At 72.5% G+C, this 18,451-nt stretch carries 16 protein-coding genes; 9 read left to right on the top strand and 7 right to left on the bottom strand.

Annotation, left to right across the window (positions count from 1 at the left end; all coding sequences use genetic code 11):
* Window positions 1-145: 145 nt before the first annotated feature.
* From ACGFYN_RS02430 to ACGFYN_RS02420, 3 genes are all read left to right on the top strand, one after another.
* Window positions 146-697, top strand: coding sequence for an FHA domain-containing protein (locus ACGFYN_RS02430; RefSeq protein WP_393863844.1), 552 nt, complete (start codon window positions 146-148; stop codon window positions 695-697).
* Window positions 698-867: 170 nt separating this feature from the next.
* A complete protein-coding gene (locus tag ACGFYN_RS02425) occupies window positions 868-2,232 on the top strand; it encodes a M14 family zinc carboxypeptidase (RefSeq protein WP_393863843.1) in 1,365 nt (454 codons plus the stop codon).
* Window positions 2,229-2,663, top strand: a complete 435-nt coding sequence (locus tag ACGFYN_RS02420; protein ID WP_393863842.1) for an SSI family serine proteinase inhibitor — start codon at window positions 2,229-2,231, stop codon at window positions 2,661-2,663. The genes ACGFYN_RS02425 and ACGFYN_RS02420 overlap by 4 nt, the downstream gene beginning before the upstream one ends.
* Before the next feature lie 45 nt (window positions 2,664-2,708).
* On the opposite strand, the gene ACGFYN_RS02415 is transcribed toward ACGFYN_RS02420, so the two are convergent.
* A complete protein-coding gene (locus ACGFYN_RS02415; RefSeq protein ID WP_393863841.1) occupies window positions 2,709-3,959 on the bottom strand; it encodes a M14 family zinc carboxypeptidase in 1,251 nt (416 codons plus the stop codon).
* 385 nt (window positions 3,960-4,344) lie between these two features.
* A complete protein-coding gene (treY, locus tag ACGFYN_RS02410) occupies window positions 4,345-6,705 on the bottom strand; it encodes a malto-oligosyltrehalose synthase (protein ID WP_393863840.1) in 2,361 nt (786 codons plus the stop codon).
* A gap of 80 nt (window positions 6,706-6,785) precedes the next feature.
* Here treY and ACGFYN_RS02405 point away from each other — a divergent pair, with 80 nt between their 5' ends.
* Window positions 6,786-7,586: a hypothetical protein gene (locus ACGFYN_RS02405; RefSeq protein WP_393863839.1), complete on the top strand. Its 801-nt coding sequence runs from the start codon at window positions 6,786-6,788 to the stop codon at window positions 7,584-7,586.
* 133 nt (window positions 7,587-7,719) lie between these two features.
* Here the strand turns inward: ACGFYN_RS02405 and ACGFYN_RS02400 are convergent, their stop codons facing one another.
* Together ACGFYN_RS02400 and glgX are read right to left on the bottom strand one after the other, a co-directional pair.
* The gene (locus ACGFYN_RS02400) at window positions 7,720-7,998 is read right to left on the bottom strand and encodes a hypothetical protein (protein WP_393863838.1); all 279 of its coding nucleotides are present in this window, start codon (window positions 7,996-7,998) and stop codon (window positions 7,720-7,722) included.
* Between the two features lie 56 nt (window positions 7,999-8,054).
* Window positions 8,055-10,184 carry a glycogen debranching protein GlgX gene (gene glgX / locus ACGFYN_RS02395; RefSeq protein WP_393863837.1) on the bottom strand — a complete coding sequence of 710 codons (2,130 nt, stop codon included), beginning with the start codon at window positions 10,182-10,184 and terminating at the stop codon, window positions 8,055-8,057.
* Window positions 10,185-10,362: 178 nt separating this feature from the next.
* Here glgX and ACGFYN_RS02390 point away from each other — a divergent pair, with 178 nt between their 5' ends.
* The 4 genes from ACGFYN_RS02390 to ACGFYN_RS02375 all read left to right on the top strand — a co-directional run bounded on the left by ACGFYN_RS02390 (window position 10,363) and on the right by ACGFYN_RS02375 (window position 14,814).
* Entirely contained in the window at window positions 10,363-11,169 is an 807-nt protein-coding gene (locus ACGFYN_RS02390) for a Tat pathway signal sequence domain protein (RefSeq protein WP_393863836.1), read from the top strand.
* Window positions 11,170-11,261: 92 nt separating this feature from the next.
* Window positions 11,262-12,566: a copper amine oxidase gene (locus tag ACGFYN_RS02385; RefSeq protein ID WP_393863835.1), complete on the top strand. Its 1,305-nt coding sequence runs from the start codon at window positions 11,262-11,264 to the stop codon at window positions 12,564-12,566.
* 172 nt (window positions 12,567-12,738) lie between these two features.
* On the top strand, window positions 12,739-13,986 hold the full coding sequence (locus tag ACGFYN_RS02380) for an SAV2148 family HEPN domain-containing protein (RefSeq protein WP_393863834.1): 1,248 nt from the start codon (window positions 12,739-12,741) through the stop codon (window positions 13,984-13,986).
* 102 nt (window positions 13,987-14,088) lie between these two features.
* Window positions 14,089-14,814, top strand: coding sequence for a 3'-5' exonuclease (locus ACGFYN_RS02375; protein ID WP_393863833.1), 726 nt, complete (start codon window positions 14,089-14,091; stop codon window positions 14,812-14,814).
* Between the two features lie 157 nt (window positions 14,815-14,971).
* Here the strand turns inward: ACGFYN_RS02375 and ACGFYN_RS02370 are convergent, their stop codons facing one another.
* Window positions 14,972-15,469 carry a YbaK/EbsC family protein gene (locus tag ACGFYN_RS02370; RefSeq protein ID WP_393863832.1) on the bottom strand — a complete coding sequence of 166 codons (498 nt, stop codon included), beginning with the start codon at window positions 15,467-15,469 and terminating at the stop codon, window positions 14,972-14,974.
* The gene (locus ACGFYN_RS02365; protein WP_393863831.1) at window positions 15,439-16,386 is read right to left on the bottom strand and encodes a DMT family transporter; all 948 of its coding nucleotides are present in this window, start codon (window positions 16,384-16,386) and stop codon (window positions 15,439-15,441) included. Before ACGFYN_RS02365 ends, ACGFYN_RS02370 begins: the two co-directional genes overlap by 31 nt.
* Window positions 16,387-16,480: 94 nt before the next feature.
* Between ACGFYN_RS02365 and ACGFYN_RS02360 the strand changes: the two genes are divergently transcribed.
* Entirely contained in the window at window positions 16,481-17,380 is a 900-nt protein-coding gene (locus tag ACGFYN_RS02360; protein WP_393863830.1) for a LysR family transcriptional regulator, read from the top strand.
* A gap of 93 nt (window positions 17,381-17,473) precedes the next feature.
* Here the strand turns inward: ACGFYN_RS02360 and ACGFYN_RS02355 are convergent, their stop codons facing one another.
* A complete protein-coding gene (locus ACGFYN_RS02355; protein ID WP_393863829.1) occupies window positions 17,474-18,337 on the bottom strand; it encodes a phosphotransferase enzyme family protein in 864 nt (287 codons plus the stop codon).
* Window positions 18,338-18,451: the final 114 nt, after the last annotated feature.

Below are 18,451 nucleotides of genomic sequence, written 5' to 3'. Positions count from 1 at the left end.
GATGTAGCCCGTCCATGGTGCTCCAAACGAGATCAATCCGCTTTCGCATCCGCCGTTTTGCGGCGGGTGTCGCCGCGTACGCACGCGTGCCCGGCCTTTTCTCGTTTTCTGGACACCCGGAGTTCACTGACCGACAATCACGAACGTGACGTCGTCCTTCGAGTTCCACACGTACCCCGCGCGGTTGTCCGACGCGGAGCGCGACAAGGCGCTGAAGGTGCTGCGTGACGGCGTCGCCATGGGACGGCTGTCGCACGACACGTTCATCCACCGCATGGAACTGGCGCTCGCCGCCCGCCGCTCCGACGAACTCGCCGTCCTCACCGCCGACCTCCCCCAGGAGAACCGTCTCTCGCGTCTGGTGTTCGGCACCGTGGAGGCGGTCTCCGGCTTCACGGTACGGCTGCGCAGGGCGTGGCAGGCCGAGCGCCTGCCCAAGCTGCTGCTGCCGCACCCGGGCAACAGCCACCCGCTGCGCATCGGACGCGATCCGGCCAACGGGCTGCGCCTCACGCATGAAACCGTGTCCCGCGTGCACGCCGAACTCCGCCGCCAGGGCGGCATGTGGGTGCTGCGCGACCTCGGCTCGACCAACGGCACGACGGTGAACGGGCGAAGGGTCATCGGTGCCGCAGTCGTGCGCGAGGGTGATCAGGTCGGCTTCGGACGGATGTCGTTCCGGCTCGCCTGCGACTGAACGTGCGACTGAGCGCGATCGGTTCGCGAAGAGCTTTGGCCTGAGCATGACATCGCGTTGACGTGCTGCGATGGAGCAAAGCGGTTTCCGTTCCGCGGTGTTGACGTACCCCTGAAGTCGTGACTGACTGTGCGTACGCCATGTACATCAGGTGAAACGTCGGCACCACATTGTGGAGGTGTGCCCTGCCGCCCCTCCTCCGCTACCCGACCGTCGACGAGCTCGGCGCGCGGGCGGCAGCACTCGTGGCCCGCCGTCCCGCGGACGCATCTCTGCGGCGCGTCGGCACCTCCCGCGCGGGCAACCCGATGTGGCTGCTTTCCGTCGGTCACGGCAGCCGTCAGGCCCTCGTCGTCGCCGGGCCGCACGCCAACGAACCCGTGGGTGGCGGCACCGTGCTCCGGCTGGCCGAACGCGCCCTCGCCGACCCGCGGTTCACCGAGGGCTCCGACGCCACCTGGAACCTGCTGCTCTCCCTCGACCCCGACGGCCTGCGCCGCAACGAGGGCTGGCTGCAGGGCCCGTACAGCCTCGGCCGGTACTTCCGGAACTTCTTCCGGCCCGGCTTCCTCGAACAGCCCGAGTGGCTGCCCGACGGCGCGGCGGGTGCCACGCTTCCAGAGACCCGCACGCTGCTCGAACTTCAGGACGAACTGCGGCCCTTCCTCCAGTGCTCCCTGCACGGCGTCGACGTCGGCGGCGGCTTCGTCGAGCTGACCCACGACCTGCCGGGCCTCCCGGGGCGCGTCGCCCGCGCCGCCACCCGCCTCGGCATCCCGCGCGAACTCGGCCCCTACGACACCCTGTACTGGCCGAGCCTGGGCCCCGCCGTCTACCGCATCCCGCCGCCGCGCATCGGCGACCTGGCCGCGGCCATCACCGAGGCGGCCGTCGAGTCGACCTGGTTCCACCCGTACCGGCACGGCACGGTGACCGCCGTCGTCGAGGCGCCCATGTGGGGCGTGGCGGCCGTGGAGGACGGCTCCCCGCCCGCCGACGCGGCCGCGGTGCTGCGCACCGTCAGCCACGCGCTGCGGCGCGACACACGGCTCCTGGAGGTGCTCCTGGCCCGGCTGCGGCCACACCTCGCGCGGACGCCGGACGCGGCCGCCCTGCTCGCCCCGGTGGACGACTATTTACTGGTCTGCCCCGGCCTCGCCGACGCATGGGACCCCGACGTCGCCGCCGGCGCGCGCCCGCTGCCGCCGCTCAGCAGCGGCCACCTGGCGGCCCTGCGCATCGCGGGGCGCCGCCTGGCCCTGCGCACGGCGGGTCTGCTGCACCAGCTCGTGACGGCCGCCGGCCGCGACCCCGCCGGTGTGCTGCCGGACCTGGACCGGCTCATCGACGAGTGGTGCGCCGACTACCGCGATGCCATCGGCGCGCGCTGGATCCCGGTCGCGCGCCAGGTGGAGTACCAGTCACGCGTGGTGCTCGCCGCGTTCGAACTCGCCGGGCAGTACGCGCCCGCGTGCTCCCGTTCGGGTGAGCCGGGCTGGGGTTCCCAGGCGACCGTGCCGATGCATCGGGAATGACGACCAGTACCACAGAAGCGATCAGCACCACGGCGAAAGCGGTACGAGGCGGACTGCTCGCGGCCGCGCTCCTCCTCACGGGCGCGGCCCCGGCGCAGGCGGCCTCCCACCACTTCCCGCCGGACAACTGGCTCTACCTCACCGTCGCCAAGGGTGACGCCCGTACCACCGGCCACCACGACACCCTGCTGCTGTGCGACCCGCCCGAGGGCCACGCACGGGCGGCCGAGGCGTGTAGCGAACTGACGGCGGCCGACGGCGACATCACCCGCATCCCGGCGAGGGACTCCTACTGCCCCATGATCTACGCGCCGGTGACCGTCCACGCGCGCGGGGAGTGGAGCAACCGGAAGGTCGACTACACCCAGACCTTCTCCAGCGCGTGCTTCATGAGCGCGCGCACCGGGTCGGTCTTCGCCCTCGACAACTGACGCCCGCGCCGCGGCGGGCGGCGCGCGCGAACCCGTCCGGCGTGCTCACGCCGCACGGTCGCGCGCGTACCGCGCCGCCGTGACCACCGTGCGGGACTGATGCTCCACCTGGTGCTCCAGCGGCACCCAGCGCGCCCGGAAGCGCTCCGCGAAGGCCCCGCTCCAGGTCGCCACGAGCCGCTCCAGACCCGGTGCCGCACGGTCGCCGCTCTCCCGCAGGACCCGTAGCAGCATGGCCGCCGCGCGCAGCGGCAGGCGGCGGCCGAACGCGTCCACACTGCTGACGTACGCCATCGTGCCGTCGGCGGGCGGCGTGTGGGTCCAGTCCGCGGCCAGGCCCGGAACCAGGTCCAGTACCCACCGGGCGGCCCGCAGCAGCGGCCCGTCGACGCCCTCCAGCCGGGGCAGCGCCTCCGCGAGCACCCGGTCCACCTCGAAGGCGTCGCGCAGCAGCCGGCGGGCCACCCGCCGTATCGCCGCGGCCGGCGCGGGGTGCGGAGCCGGGTCGTCCACCAGGTCGCTCGCCCACATCGGCACCTCGACCACCGCCGTCAGACCGCCGTAGCGGTGCGTTGCGTACCAGGTGCTGTGGCGCGCGTCGTCCGGCATGCTCGGGTACGCGGCGCTCGCCCCGGGGGCGGGCATCACATGCACCCCGGGTCCGGACGCGGCCCAGCCCGCCGCGTCCGAGGCGCCCGTCTCCACCGGGATGTGCAGCTGCGCCGCGGACTTGGCGAACGGCTCGGCGAGACCCGGTATGTCCTTGGTCAACTGCACCCAGCTGCCGCCCAGATCGGTTCCGTGCAGGGTGACCTGGAGGTAGGGGCGCAGCTCGTCGATGACCCGGGTCAGCGCGCGCGTCTCGGGCGGCAGACGGTGTGCCGGCAGCACCGACGGCGACCACTCGGGCTGTTCCTCGGCGGCGGGCCGGAAGAACCCTAGGTGGTAGTCGTAGAGGCTTCGCGGCGCCGGCGTGACGTGCAGGCTCGCTCCGTCGGGGTCCACGCAGAGCAGGAAGTGCCAGGACGTGTCATGGCGCAACTCCCGCTCCGCCAGCACCCGTTCGGCGAGCGAGAGGACCGTGCAGGCGCCGGTCGGCTCATTGGCGTGGGCGCCGGCGACGACGAGGACGGCCCGCCGGGCATGGCCCACGGACAGCAGGTGCAGGGGCCTGCCCGCCCGGGAGACGCCCACTTCCCTCAGGGTGCACAGTCCGGGTCTCCGAGTGGCCAACGACCGTGCGCACGCGACGAGTTGGGTCACGGTGGGATAGCGCCGCTGAGGCAGGAGACTCACCCCCGTCACATCCGCCCGGCCTTCGCAATCCGCAGTACGCCACGCTCTCCCCGAAGTGTCAATGACATCAAGGGGAGGCTCCAGGGGGCGCCCAGATGCATTCACCGCAGGCGGGGAACGGGGCCCTGCGGCGCATCGGCCCGAGTACGCGTCGTTCCACCCCTCAGCTGCCTCCGAGCACCATGGCGGAACCATGACGGTCACCGGAAAGCCTGGGCGCGCAGCGGGCGTCGTCGCACGTCACGACGCGCCGGCCGTCCGTTCCGAGCCCCGGGAGCGTGCGCGGCCGTGAGCCGGTGGCCGGCGCGGTCCCGCGGCGCGCGCCGGCCTCGCGGTGCGCCTCTGGCCGCCTTCACGCGCGTGCCGCCGACCGGCGCCGCGCGGACTACTCCGTGTCCACCCGTTCCAGCAGCACCACCGGCAGCCGCTCGAAAAGCTCCGCCACGCGTGCGTGCCCGGTGAACTCCCGCCCCGGGGCGAGCGCGTCGGACCAGCGTCCCGGTGGCAGCGGCAGCAGGGTGTCCCGCCAGCCGCCCGCCTCCGCCAGCCGCAGCGACAGCCGCGTCACGGCCGTGACGACCTCCGAGGAGCGCGCGAACGCCACACAGTGGGCCGCCGCCGGGCCCTCCGCCGTGAGCGGCGCGTACGTGGCCGCGTCCCCGAAGGCGCCGGGCCGCCGCGCGCGCAGCCGCAGCGCCGCCGCGGTCACCGCGTCCTTGTCGCCGGGGGCCTCGGGCGGGAAGTCCACGGGCCGCCGGTTGTCCGGGTCCACCAGCGCCAGGGACTCGCCCTCGGTGCCTTGGTAGACGTCCGGTACGCCCGGCATCGTCAGATGGACCAGGGCGGTGCCCAGCACGTTCGCCCGGATGTGGGGCTCCAGCGCGCGCCGCAGGGCCCTGACGTGCTCGCCCGGAGGCCCGCACGGCCCCGCCGCGACGAAGGTGGCCACCGCCTCCTCGTACGCGGGCTCCTGCTCCGTCCAGCTCGTCAGCAGCCCGGCCTCGCGCACATGCTTCAACAGGGCCTGCTGCACACGCTCTTCGGCCGCCTCCCCGAGCCCGAACACCGTCTGCCAGGCCGCCCACGCCAGCTGCGCGTCCGGCACGCCGTCACCCGCCCGGGTCACCTCGGCCAGGACGTCCGCCCAGCGCTGCGGGCACTCGGTGAGCACCGCCAGGGCCGCCCGTACGTCGGCACTGCGCTTGGTGTCGTGCGTCGAGACGACGGTCCCCGTCGCCGGCCAGTCGCGCTGCACGCGCGCGCAGTAGCCGTGGAAGTCCTCCGGGGAGATCGCCGGGCTCCCCGGGTCGCCGCCCACCTCGTTCGCCGACAGCAGCGGCACATAGCGGTAGAACGCCGTGTCCTCCACGGACTTGGCGCGCAGCGCCGACGCCGTCTGCGCGAACCGTGTCCGGAACTCGTCCTCGTCGGGCCCGGAGCCGCCACCGCCCCGCCCCAGCACCAGATCGCGCACCACGTCGACCGCGCCGGCCTCCTCCGGTACGACGAAGGCGAGCCGGGCCTCGGCGGCGGCCTCCTCGGTGACCACCGAGGCCGCTTCCCCGGAGGCGTACGGCCGGTAGACCTCCAGGCGGACCAGCAGCTCCTGGAGCGCCGTGCGCAGCGCCCAGGGGGCGCGGTCGCGCAGCGCCGGGTCCGGGGCGGTGGCGCACAGCCTGCTCGCCACCCCGGTCAGCCGGTTGATCTCGGTGGCCAGCTCGTGCGTGATCACCTTGTACGCCGCCCGCCGCACCGTCGCGGCCCAGTCGCCGCCCCGGTCCGTCTGCGGGGCCGCGAACCGCCGGTACTGGCCGAGGAGTTCGCCGAACCCCGCCGGGTCCGTGAAGAGGCCGTCGATGTGCCGCAGGGCGTCGTAGCCGGTGGTGCCCGCGACGGGCCAGGAGGCCGGCAGGCACTCCCCGTCCGCGAGGATCTTCTCCACGACCGTCCAGCGGCCTCCGGTCGCCTCGTGCAGGCGCCGCAGATACGTGTCGGGGTCGGCGAGCCCGTCCGGGTGGTCGATGCGCAGCCCGTCGACCACGCCCTCGCGCAGCAGCCCGAGGATCTTCGCGTGCGTGGCCTCGAAGACCTCCGGGTCCTCGACCCGCACCCCGATGAGCTCCGAGATGCTGAAGAAGCGCCGGTAGTTGAGCTCGGTGCGGGCCAGCCGCCACCACACCGGCCGGTACCACTGCGCGTCCAGGAGCTGCGGCAGCGGCAGCTCCCCGGTGCCCTCGCGCAGCGGGAAGGCGTGGTCGTAGTAGCGCAGCACGTCGCCGTCCACGTGCAGCTCGCCGATGACCGAGCCGACGGGCTGCCCGAGCACCGGCAGCAGCATCTGGCCGCCCTGCGCCTCCCAGTCGATGTCGAACCAGCGCGCGTACGGCGACTTGGGGCCCTCCCGCAGCACCTCCCACAGGGCGTGGTTGTGCCGCGGTGACATGGCCATGTGGTTGGGCACGATGTCGGCCACCAGGCCGAGACCGTGCTCCCGCGCCGTGCGGGACAGCGCGCGCAGCCCCTCCTCGCCCCCCAGCTCCTCGCGCACGCGCGCGGGGTCGACCACGTCGTAGCCGTGCAGGGAACCGGGCACGGCCTCCAGCACGGGCGACAGATGCAGGTGCGAGACGCCGAGCGAGGCCAGGTACGGCACGGCGGCCGCGGCCGCCGCGAACGGGAACTCGGGCTGCAGCTGCAGCCGGTAGGTGGCCGTGGGCGCCATGGGGTCGGGTCGCTCAGGTGTCATGCAAAGCTACGTACCCGCCCTGCCGCCCTTCGTGTCATCGTCCCCTGCACGGGTGCACGCGCGCGTGGCGGCTTCGAGCGATGGGGACCACGGGGCGCACGTACAAGGACGTCATCGGCCTGACCGGGCCGCTGCTGCCCGTGGTGTCCTTCCTGGCGCGGCTGCCGACGGCCACGATCCAGTTCGGCAGCGTGCTGCTCGTCGTCCGGACGAGCGGCTCACCGGCGGCCGCGGGGCTGACCGGTGGGGCGCCGGCGGCCGGGCAGGTGAGCTGCGGCCCGCTGGTGGGCCGGCCAGCCGACCGGCACGGCCGGCGCACGGTCGTGCTCGTCTGCTGTCTCGCCAACGCCGTCGCGATCGCCGCCCTGGTGGCCGGGGCGCTCGCGGGACTGCCGACCGCGGCGCTCGCCCTCCTCGGGGCCTCGGCGGGGGCGACCGTACCGCTGATCGGCCCCCTGGGCCGCGCCCGTCCGGTGGCTCTGGCGCGCCGCTCCGGGGCCCCCGAGACCACGGGCGGCACCGCACTCTCCTTCGAGAGCACCCTCGACGAGACCTCCTTCGTGCTGGGCCCGCGCTGGTCGGCCTGGCCGCCGTGGTCGCCCACCCCGCGTACGCCCTCGCCGCCGCCGCACTCCTGGTCGCCGTCTGCGGCACGGGCTTCGCCCTGCATCCGACGGCGACCCGGCGCGACCGTACGCCCCGCGGCACGCCACGCACGCGTGGCGACCGCCCCCGCATGCCGCGCTCCGGCCACCCCCTGTGCGCCGCCCTCGCCGTCCAGAGGGCGATGTTCGGTGCCTGTCAGGCGGGCATCACCGCGCTCACCGGGCGGCTCGGGCAACAGGACCAGGCAGGGCTCGTCTATGCCGCCATGGGCGTGATGAGCGCCGTCGCGGGGCTCTCCATGGCCGCCGTGCCCGCCCGCATCCCCCTCACCGCCCGCCGGCGCACGGCGACCACGGCCGCACTCGCGCTCTCACTGACGCTGCTGTGGGCGCACAGCCTGGGTGGTCTCTACGCGGTCGTCACCGTCCTGGGTGTCGCCAGCGCCCCGCACCTGATCACGGTGTTCGGGCTCATCGAGCGCGCGGTGATGCCCTCGCGCCTCGCGGAGGCCGTGGCGTTCGCGACGAGCGCGATCGTCGGCGGCCAGGGCCTCGCGGTCGCCGTCACCGGCCGGACGGCCGAGTCCCACGGCCCCGCGGCCGCCTTCGCGGCGGCGAGCCTGGCCGCCGCCCTCGCCCGCGCGATCGCCTTCGCGGCGCGTCCGGCGCCGTACCCCGGAAGCACCACCGAAGCGGCTCTCCACGCGCGCGGGGAGGGCCCGCCGGTCAGGCCCTGGACCGGCCCTAGACCGGCCTCTGCAGTACCGTCATGCTCCGGTCCACCAGGGTCAGGCGGTCACCGGCCTGCACCTTCTGCTCCCCGTCCGGCGGCAGCCCGTCCGTGCGGGCGGTGTCCACCACGACCTGCCACTGCCGGCCGTGGTCGACCGGCACCACGAAGTCCAGCGGCTCGGGCGAGGCGTTGAACATCAGCAGGAACGAGTCGTCGCCGATCCGCTCCCCGCGCACTCCGGGCTCGGAGATCGCGTTGCCGTTCAGGAACACCGTCAGCGCGGAGGCCGGCGCCTTGTCCCAGTCCCGCTGGGTCATCTCCTTGCCCTCGGGGGTGAACCAGGCGATGTCCGACAGGTCGTCGTGGGTGCCCTCCACGGGCCGGCCGTGGAAGAAGCGGCGCCTGCGGAAGACCGGATGGTCCTTGCGCAGCCACACCATCGCGCGCACGAAGTCCAGCAGTGCGCGGTCGGCGGAACCCTCCTCCGCGTCGGGGTCCGGCCACTTCACCCAGGCCAGTTCGTTGTCCTGGCAGTAGGCGTTGTTGTTGCCGCGCTGGCTGCGCGCGAACTCGTCGCCGTGGCTGATCATCGGGACGCCCTGGGAGAGCATCAGGGTGGCGAAGAAGTTCCGCATCTGGCGGGCCCGCAGCTCCAGCACGCCCAAGTCGTCGGTCTCGCCCTCCGCCCCGCAGTTCCAGGACCGGTTGTGGCTCTCGCCGTCCCGGTTGTCCTCGCCGTTGGCCTGATTGTGCTTGTCGTTGTACGCGACCAGGTCGTGCAGGGTGAAACCGTCGTGGCAGGTGACGAAGTTGATCGAGGCGAGCGGACGGCGGCCGTCGTCCTGGTAGAGGTCGGAGGAGCCGGTCAGCCGGGACGCGAACTCCGCGAGCGCGCGCTGCTCGCCGCGCCACAGGTCCCGCACGGTGTCGCGGTACTTGCCGTTCCACTCGGTCCACAGCGGCGGGAAGTTGCCCACCTGATAGCCGCCCTCGCCGACGTCCCAGGGCTCGGCGATCAGCTTCACCTGGGAGACCACCGGGTCCTGCTGCACCAGGTCGAAGAACGACGACAGCCGGTCCACCTCGTGGAACTGCCGGGCCAGCGTGGCCGCGAGGTCGAAGCGGAAGCCGTCGACGTGCATGTCCGTGACCCAGTAGCGCAGCGAGTCCATGATCAGCTGCAGGACGTGCGGGGACCGCATGAGCAGGGAGTTCCCGGTGCCCGTGGTGTCCATGTAGTACCGCGGGTCGTCGGTGAGGCGGTAGTACTGCGGGTTGTCGATGCCCTTGAAGGACAGCGTCGGGCCGAGGTGGTTGCCCTCGGCGGTGTGGTTGTAGACGACGTCCAGGATGACCTCGATGCCGGCCTCGTGCAGGGCCCGCACCGCCGACTTGAACTCCAGGACCTGCTGTCCGCGGTCGCCCCAGGAAGCGTAGGCGTTGTGCGGGGCGAAGAAGCCGATCGTGTTGTAGCCCCAGTAGTTGTTCAGCCCCATGTCGACCAGTCGGTGGTCGTTCACGAACTGGTGCACCGGCATCAGCTCCAGCGTGGTCACGCCGAGCTCCACCAGATGCTCGATGATCACCGGGTGCGCGAGTGCCGCGTAGGTGCCGCGCAGTTCCTCGGGCAGCCCCGGGTGCTGCATCGTGAGGCCCTTCACATGGGCCTCGTAGATCACCGTCTCGTGGTAGCCGCGGCGCGGCCGCCGGTCGTCGCCCCAGTCGAAGTACGGGTTGACCACGACCGACGTCTGCGTGTGCGGGGCCGAATCCAGGTCGTTGCGCTCGTCGGGGGCGTCGAAGTGATAGCCGTACACCTCCTCGCCCCAGCGGATGGAGCCGCTGATCGCGCGCGCGTACGGGTCGAGCAGCAGCTTCGCCGAATTGCAGCGCAGGCCGCGCTCGGGGGCGTACGGCCCGTGCACACGGAAGCCGTACCGTTGCCCGGGCATGATGCCGGGCACGTACGCGTGCCGTACGAACGCGTCACTCTCGCGCAGTTCCACCGCCGTCTCCGAGCCGTCGTCGTGCAGCAGACACAGCTCTACTCGGTCCGCGGCTTCCGAGAAGACCGCGAAATTGGTGCCGGCGCCGTCGTACGTGGCACCGAGCGGATACGCCTCGCCAGGCCAGACCTGCATGGATCGACTCTTTCAGCTGGAGCGCGACGCGGGGGGCGCCTTCGCGTCGAGTGTCCCCGAAAGTGATGGAACCACCTATGACTTACGTCCCTCTTACGGCTCGACCAGGCATACGCGGTATGCCGAACCAGTGGGGCAAACAGGTACTCCCGTGACCAAGGGGGAGTAGGGGGAAGATGTGCGCAACATAGTGCACCGCCATCTGGGGAAGGTGGTGGCCGGTGCGGCCGTAGCGGTGGCAGGGACCGCCGTGATGGTCGGGATCACCCTGCCGGGGACGGCGGGGGCCGACGAGTCGGGAGGGAGCGGGGCGGGGACACAGGCCGCGCAGCAGGCGGGGCAGGACGGGGCGGTCCGGCCCGGCGTCGTCCAGCAGGCACCGGCCGACGGTGACCGGGGCAAGGGCAGCGACCCGCTGACCGACGACGAGATCAAGCGGGCGGAGCAGATCGCCGCGAACCGGCAGCTGCTCAACTCCGCCCAGAACGTGAAGGGCGACCGGGGGCCGCAGCGCCTCACCGTCGACCTCGTCGACCCGGAGGACGACGGGACGGACGGCGCGAACGCACCGCGCCAGGCCGATGTGACGTTCTACGACTACAAGAACGACACCCTCGTCACCAAGACGGTCGACCTGGACACCGGGAAGGTCGAGGAGACCGGCACGCAGCACGGCGTCCAGCCGCCGCTGAGCCGGGCCGAGAACGCCGAGGCGGCCAAGCTGCTGATCGCCGACCCGCTCGGCGCGGGCCTGAAGGCGGACTACAAGGACGCGACCGGCAAGGCACTCACCTCGCCGGACCAGCTGCTGCTCAACGGCGCCGTCTACCGGGCCACCCCGGGCGCCCAGCCCGCCGTGCTGGACAAGTGCGGCGAGCACCGGTGCGTGCGGCTGTTCCCGAAGGTCGTCAACGGCCCGTGGATCGACGCCAGGAAGCTGATCATCGACCTCAGCGCCGGCAAGGTCGCCAAGCTCGACCGCTGACCCTCGTCAGCTTTTCCAACTTGCTCCTCCTGTAAGGGAGTCACTTCTTCATGCACGTACAGCGTCCGATCAGCGGCCCCCGGCCGCGGAGAATGAGCCGTGCACGGACCCACGCGGCCGTCGGTCTGTCCGTGGCCGCGCTCGCCGCCGGAGCGATGGCCGGGGCGGGACCCGCCGCCGCCCAGCCGAAGACCGCCGCCGCCCCGGCCGCCGGCTGCAGCGCCGCCTACAAGATCCAGCAGAAGCTCTCCAGCGGCACCACCTGGACCATGTGCTGGCGCTACGACAGCAAGGCCGGCCTCGTCCTCGACGACGTCTCCTACCAGCCCAAGGGCGAGACCAAGCCGATCAAGGTGCTCAACAGCGCCCGGCTCGCCCAGATCGACGTCCCCTACGACGACGGCAGCGTCGAGTACGACGACCTGACGGGCTTCGGCTTCGCCCAGGGACTGGTGAACCTGGCGCCCGGCGAGTGCCCCGGCGGCACCATCAAGTCCGTCAAGGTGCCGGACTCCTGGGACCCGCAGCACCCGAACGTCAACGGCCTGTGCACCACGACCCGTTCGCGCGGCCACGCCTACCGCATGCAGGGCGACAGCGCGAACAAGGTCTACCAGGCCCAGGGCAAGGACCTGCTCGTCTACACGGTCAACCAGGTCGGCTGGTACGAGTACATGACCGAGTGGCGCTTCCAGGACGACGGCACGATCAACATGAACGTCGGCGCCACCGGCAGCCTCTCCTACGAGGACTACGACGCCGGCGACGGCCGCGGCTGGCCCATCGGCAAGGGCGCCACCGCCTCCGCCACCAGCCACACCCACAACGTCTTCTGGCGGCTGGACTTCGGTCTCGACGGCTCCTCCAAGACCAAGGTCGAGCAGTACGACTCGAAGGTCAGCGCACCGGCCCGCGGCCAGGAGGCCCCGACCGCGAAGACCACCCGCACCAAGGTCACCAAGGAACTCGCCGGCGACTACAAGACCTACCGCTGGTGGCGGATGGTCAGCGCGGCCGGCAAGAACAAGGACGGGCACGCGCGCTCGTACGAGATCGTCCCCGGCCCGACCACGAAGTACCCGGGCCGCAGCTTCACCCAGCACGACCTGTACTTCACCGAGTACAACAAGTGCGAGCAGTTCGCCAGCAACAACACCGGCAACTGCGCCGCCGGGGCGGGCAAGTCGGTGGACAAGTGGGTGAACGGCCAGACCCTCACGCATCCGATCGTCTGGATGAACGTGGGCTTCCACCACATAGCGCGCGACGAGGACCAGCAGCCCATGCCGGTCCACTGGCAGGGCTTCTCCATCGCCCCGCGCGACGTGACCGCTATGAATCCGCTCACGCCCGACGCCCTCGCGGCCCAGAACGGCCACTGGGAACCGCGTAGTTGAGGAACGACCCTGTCCATCCTGCTGCATCGCCGACCGGTCCCGGAGTACCCTTCCTTGATCGTTGAGTGGGGTCTGGCGTCGCCTTCCCGTCGTTCGCCCGAAGGGCGGGGCAGACGGGAAGGCGACGCGAGCCCCCCGGGGAGAGCTCGGGGGAGCGGAAGGCGGTGCGCGGGTGGGCTCGGGAGGGCTGGAGCTGCCCCCTGGTGACGAGGGTCACGAGGGGAACTCCACAGACGTCCCGCCCGGCACGGTGTCTCTGGCCAGGCCCATGGCGACGAACTCCATCGGGCCGGAGCTGGACTGGGACGCCGACGCCTGGCGCGAGGTGCGTACGCGCGCCCAGCGAGCGGGACGGGCCTACATATGGCTGAACCTCGTCGAACAGCGGCTGCGCGCGGTCGTCGGCGCTGTTCTGCGGCCCATCTACGAACCCGTCCACGGCGACGACTGGGTGGTCGCGGCGGCCGGCCCGGCCGGCCAGGAATGGGTGCAGCGCGCGGTCGCCGTGCGCGAAGTCAGCCGCCGCAAGGGCTACTTGCTCGATCCGGCCGACGACAACGTCCTCAGCTTCCTGACCCTGCCGCAGCTGCGCGAGCTGATGGTGCAGCACTGGCCGTGCTTCGAGCCGTACGTCGACGACCGCCGCGAGGTCGAACTCGCCCTGGACGAGCTCGAGGTCACCCGCAACGTCGTCTCCCGCAACCGGGCCCTGTCCGAGACCGTCCTGAGCCAGGCCGAGCGGGCCTCCGCGAAGCTGCTGGACGTCCTGGGCGCGGCCGGGGACGTGCCCTCGGCCCGCCGGCTGCCCGTGGACGCGGTGGAGGACCTGGTCGGCGACCGGTACGCGGACGTGGTCGCCGTGCATCCCGACCGGGTGCGGCTGCTGCGCCACTTCCCGGCCGAGGACATCTTCGGCGGCGCCCGCCGCCTCGACGCCGTCGGCATCGGCCTCAACCTGCTCGTGCAGAACTTCTCCGGGCGGCGGCTCGTGCGCCTGGCCGAGGCGGGCTGCCGGGTACGGCTGCTGTTCCTCAACCCGGCGTCCAGCTCGGTGAAGCGGCGTGAGCGCGAACTGGGCATGAAGCGGGGCGAGTTGAGCCGTGCCGTCGAGATGAACATCCTGCACATGCGCCGTGTCCGGTCCCGGCTGCGCGACCCGGGCGCCTTCGAGATCCAGGTCTACGACGAGACCCCGCGCTGCACGGCCTACCTCGTCGACGGGGACGGCTCGGACGGCGTCGCCGTCGTGCAGTCCTATCTGCGGCGCTCGCGCGGCATGGAGGCACCGGTGCTGGTGCTGCGCAACGGCAACCGCGTGGTCAAGCCGGGCGATCTGGACAAGGGGGTCGACAGTGGACTCTTCCCCACCTACCGCGAGGAGTTCGAGATGACTTGGGCCGATTCACGTCCCGTGTCCTGAACCGTCCCCGGTGGTAAGCGGAATGCGCTCCTCGGATTGTCAGTGGCGCATGGGAAGGTGGAGACCACTGGGGGAAAGCACCACCAAGAAGGGGGGCCGCCGATGGGCTGGCACCAGGAGCTGCTGATCGGCTTCGACCTGGAGACGACCGGGACCGATCCGCGCGAGGCGCGCATCGTCACGGGGGCCGTGATCGAGGTCAGGGGCGGGCAGCCCATAGGGCGCCGGGAGTGGCTGGCGGATCCGGGCGTGGTCATTCCGGCGGACGCGGTGGCGGTCCACGGGATCAGCAGCGAACGCGCGGCGGCCGAGGGCCGCCCGGCCGACCAGGTGGCCGACGCCATCGCGGACGTCCTCGCGGGGTACTGGAAGACGGGCGTCCCGGTCGTGGCCTACAACGCCGCCTTCGACCTGAGCCTGCTCTCCGCCGAACTGCGGCGCTACGCACTGCCGTCGCTGCGCGACCGCCTGGGCGGCATCGACCCCGCCCCGGTCATCGACCCGTACTGCATCGACCGCTGGGTGGACCGCTACCGTCGCGGCAAGCGCAACCTCGAAGCGGTCTGCACGGAGTACGGCGTCCCCCTCGACGCCGCGCACAACGCGGCGGCGGACGCCCTCGCCGCGGCCGGACTGGCCTGTGCGATAGCCGGCCGCCACACCAAGATCGCGGCCCTCGGCCCGGCGGAGCTGCACCGCCGCCAGATCGAGTGGTACGCCGAGTGGGCGGCGGACTTCCAGGACTTCCTGCGCCGCAAGGGCGACGCGACGGCGGTGGTCGACGGCACCTGGCCCCTGCGGGTGCTTTCGGACGAGCCGGTGGTGTGACGGGGCCTCCGGCGGTTGCGCGGGGGTGGGGGCTTGCGTCTCCGTCGGGGGTGCGAGGGCAGGGGTTGTTCCCACGGCGTCCGTGCGGGGGCGGGGCTTGTGAGGCGAGCCGTCGCTCAGGGGAGAAGTCTCCTCGGGACCGGGGTCGGCGCTGCTCTCACGCCTGAGCGGGGCTCGCCACGCGTTCCACCCGGGGGCGGGCCACCCGCTCGTAGTCGGCGCCCGAGAGGGACAGGGAGCGGTCGAGGCGGGCCGCGTTGAAGTACAGCCGCGGCAGCGCGACGACGTCCGGGTCGGCCACCAGCTCGAGTTCGGGGTCGAAGCTGAACGGCAGCACGGTGCCGGGGACGGCCTGGGCGAGCCGCTCGGCCGTCTCCGCGTCGCTGAAGCCGACGTAGCGAGCCGCGAACAGCGTCTTCACCGCGTCCAGGTCCACCCGGCGGTCCCCGGGGACGACCGCGAGGACGTGCCGGGTCGTGCGGCGGTCGACCTTGACCCGGAGCACGATGCACTTCGCGGCCTCGGACACGGGGTGCCCGCGCAGCGCGCTGACGGCCTCGGTGGTGCCTTCGGGCTCGTGGTCGATGAGCTTGTGGTCGACGGAGGAGGAGTCGAGCAGGGAGATCAGACGGTCGTAGGTGCCGTGGTCCGGCATTGGGCGTCCCCTTCGTGGGCGTCGACTTGGGTCCTGGGCGCGGCCGCGGCGCGATGGGCGCGCTCCACGGACTGGCCCCAGTAGGTGCCGGCGACCATCATGGCGGCGCCGAGCGCGGTGAGCGCGGTGAGGTGTTCGCCGCCGAGGGCGATGCCCGCGGCGACGGCCCACACCGGCTCGGTGCCCAGCAGCAGACTGGCCCGGCTGGCGGAGGTGCGCTGCACGGCCCAGGTCTGCGCGAGGAAGGCGAACACGCTGCAGAACAGGGCGAGATACACCAGTTGCGTCCAGGTCGCGGTGCCGGCCCGGGCGAGCGTCGGCAGGCCGTGCGCGGCGGCCGGCAGGAACAGCGCCGTGCCGACGAGGGTCTGCACGGCCGTCAGGTGCAGCGGGCGGATGTCCCGGCCGCCGGTGAGCCGCCCGACGAGCGCGACATGGGCGGCACGGACCACCGCGGCGCCGAGCATCAGCAGATCGCCGAGGCGCGGGGCGTGGAAGCCGTTGCCGGACATCAGCACCCCGACGGCCAGCACGCACACGCCGGCCGCGGCGAAGAACAGGGGCGGCGGCCCGCCGTGCGCGCGGTCGAGGAGCGGGGTGAGGACGATGGTGAGGCTGATGATCAGCCCCGCGTTGGCGGCACTGGTGTGGGCGACGCCGTACGTCTCCACGATCAGGACGGCGGCCTGCGTCAGCCCGAGCGGCACACCCGCGCGCAGCTCGTCGCGGCTCCACCGGCGCGGCCCGCGGCGGGCGGCCACGACTGCGAGACAGGCGAGCGCGGACAGGGCGTAGCGCGCGAACAGCACCAGCAGGACGGGGAGCGCGGCGGTGGCCGTCCGGGCGGAGAGATAGCTCGAACCCCAGACGACGGCGACAAGGAGGAGTACCGCATCGGTACGGCGGGCGTCGGACACCGTCCCACCGTGCACCGGACACGTCTCTGAAGCCTAGTACCACCTTCTACAACGATCTTTTAGCAGAGCTACATCGAGTCCCTACACTGAAGCCATGGACGAACGGCAGCTGCGCATCCTCCGGGAGCTCGGCGAGCTGGGCAGTGTCACCGCGGTCGCCGAGGCGCTGCTCGTGACCCCGTCGGCGATCTCCCAGCAGCTGCGGCTGCTCCAGCGCTCCATCCCGGTGCCGCTCACCGAGCGCCAGGGGCGGCGCCTGGTGCTCACCGACGCCGGGCAGACGCTGGCGGGCTCGGCGATCGAGGTGGAGAGCGCGCTGGAGCGGGCCCGCCGCAGCGTCGGGGAGTTCCTGGACCGGCCCGACGGCGAGGTGTCGGTGGCGGCGTTCCACAGTGCGGCAGCGGCGTTCTTCCCGCTGCTGCTGCGCGCGCTCGCCGGGCCGGGCACACCCGTGCCGGGGCTCGCCGACGAGGACGTACCGCAGGAGGACTTCCCGCGCCTCACGCGGGAGTACGACGTCGTCCTCGCGCACCGTCTCGAGCACGCCCCGCCGTGGCCGGACACGGTGACCGCGACGACGCTGCTGCGCGAGCCCCTGGACGTGGCCATGCCGGCCGGCCACCCGCTCGCCGCCAAGCGCCGCGTGACCCCGCGCGACGTGGCCGGCGAGCCGTGGATCACCGTGCACGACGGCTTCCCGGTCCTCGCGACCGTCGAGGCCATCGCCGCAGCGGCGGGCAAGCGCCTCCATCTCGCCCACCGCATCAACGAGTTCGCGGTGGCCGCCGAGGTGGTGGCGGCCGGCGGCGGCCTCGCCCTGATGCCCCGCTGGACCACGCGCCCGCACCCCGCCCTGGTCCTCAAACCCCTCAGCGGCGTCCAGGCGAAACGCCACATCGACGCCCTCCACCGGCCGGAACGCACCGCCCGCACAGCGGTCCGCACGGTCCTCAAGGAGCTTCAGGAGGCGGCCCGAACAATCCAGGCCAGGTGACGGCAACTCCCCAAAGGGGCGCGGGGAACTGCGCGACCAGCCACGAACGATCCGCACCCGCCCATGGCCAACGCGTCCCGGGACATCACACGTTCAGAACGAACACCACCGCACCGTCTCGTCCCCGTCCCGCAACGACGCCACCCGACGCTCGAACTCGACCAGCGCGTTCGGATTACTCGGCGCATGCTGAGAAACCCACGCACAACTGGCCGTCTCCCGAGCCCCCCGCAGCACGGAACACCCCTCCCACTCCCGTACATCCCACCCGTACGCAGAGACGAATCCGTCATAGGCCGCCGCAGGCAACCCGTACCGGTCACGCGACAGCGCCATCACCACCAGATCGTGCTCCCGCAGATCGGCGGAGAACGTCTCCAGATCGACGAGCACCGGCCCGTCCGGCCCCACATACACATTGCGCGGCAGCGCGTCCCCATGGATCGGCCCCGGTGCCAGACGAGGCGTCAACGCCGCCGCGGCGGACGCGAACCCGTCCCGCCGCGCACGCAGATACGCCGCGTCCGCCGGAGAGATCGCGTCCCCCGCGAGCCGCAGCCAACGCTCCACGCCACCCAGCAACTCCCGCGGCGGCAAACGGAAAGAGGGAACCGGCAGTGCGTGCACCACCCGCAGCAGTTCGGCCAGATCCCGCGGCTCGGCGTCCCGCACGGGATCCGGCAGCCGGTGCCACACGGTCACGGGGTGCCCCTCGACCAGCAGCGGCTTGGGCTCCGCGGCCCGCACCGCCGGCACGCCCGCCTCGGCGAGCCACAGCGCGATGTCCAGCTCGCGGCGCGCCCGGTCCAGCAGCTCCGCGTCACGGCCGACCTTGACCACCAGGTCACCGGCGGCGAACACGGCGTTCTCGCCCAGGGCGAGCAGCCGCGCGTCCCGCGCCGGGCCCGGCAGCACCCGCGCCGAGTCCAGTACGTCCCGCGCCCGTGCCTCGTCCATCGCCCGCCTCCGTGTCGTCGCACCCCTGCCGTGAACAGCGTCGGAATCACGCCATACGTCGATCAGTCTCGCATCCGTACAGGTCGCGCCGGGTGCGCGGGCACTTCGCGGGGC

The sequence above is a fragment of the Streptomyces sp. NPDC048419 genome (assembly GCF_043200415.1).
Classification (GTDB): domain Bacteria; phylum Actinomycetota; class Actinomycetes; order Streptomycetales; family Streptomycetaceae; genus Streptomyces.
Note: the sequence above shows the minus strand (reverse complement) of the source record. Positions and strands in the feature narration are given on the sequence as shown.

What these genes read in the sequence shown, in the direction of transcription:
- glgX (WP_393863837.1), bottom strand. Translation starts at nt 10,184, where the DNA reads ATGCAGGTCTGGCCTGGCGAGGCGTATCCGCTCGGTGCCACGTACGAC.
- ACGFYN_RS02385 (WP_393863835.1), top strand. Translation starts at nt 11,262, where the DNA reads ATGAGCCGTGCACGGACCCACGCGGCCGTCGGTCTGTCCGTGGCCGCG.
- ACGFYN_RS02405 (WP_393863839.1), top strand. Translation starts at nt 6,786, where the DNA reads ATGGGGACCACGGGGCGCACGTACAAGGACGTCATCGGCCTGACCGGG.
- treY (WP_393863840.1), bottom strand. Translation starts at nt 6,705, where the DNA reads ATGACACCTGAGCGACCCGACCCCATGGCGCCCACGGCCACCTACCGG.
- ACGFYN_RS02375 (WP_393863833.1), top strand. Translation starts at nt 14,089, where the DNA reads ATGGGCTGGCACCAGGAGCTGCTGATCGGCTTCGACCTGGAGACGACC.
- ACGFYN_RS02370 (WP_393863832.1), bottom strand. Translation starts at nt 15,469, where the DNA reads ATGCCGGACCACGGCACCTACGACCGTCTGATCTCCCTGCTCGACTCC.
- ACGFYN_RS02355 (WP_393863829.1), bottom strand. Translation starts at nt 18,337, where the DNA reads ATGGACGAGGCACGGGCGCGGGACGTACTGGACTCGGCGCGGGTGCTG.
- ACGFYN_RS02420 (WP_393863842.1), top strand. Translation starts at nt 2,229, where the DNA reads ATGACGACCAGTACCACAGAAGCGATCAGCACCACGGCGAAAGCGGTA.
- ACGFYN_RS02360 (WP_393863830.1), top strand. Translation starts at nt 16,481, where the DNA reads ATGGACGAACGGCAGCTGCGCATCCTCCGGGAGCTCGGCGAGCTGGGC.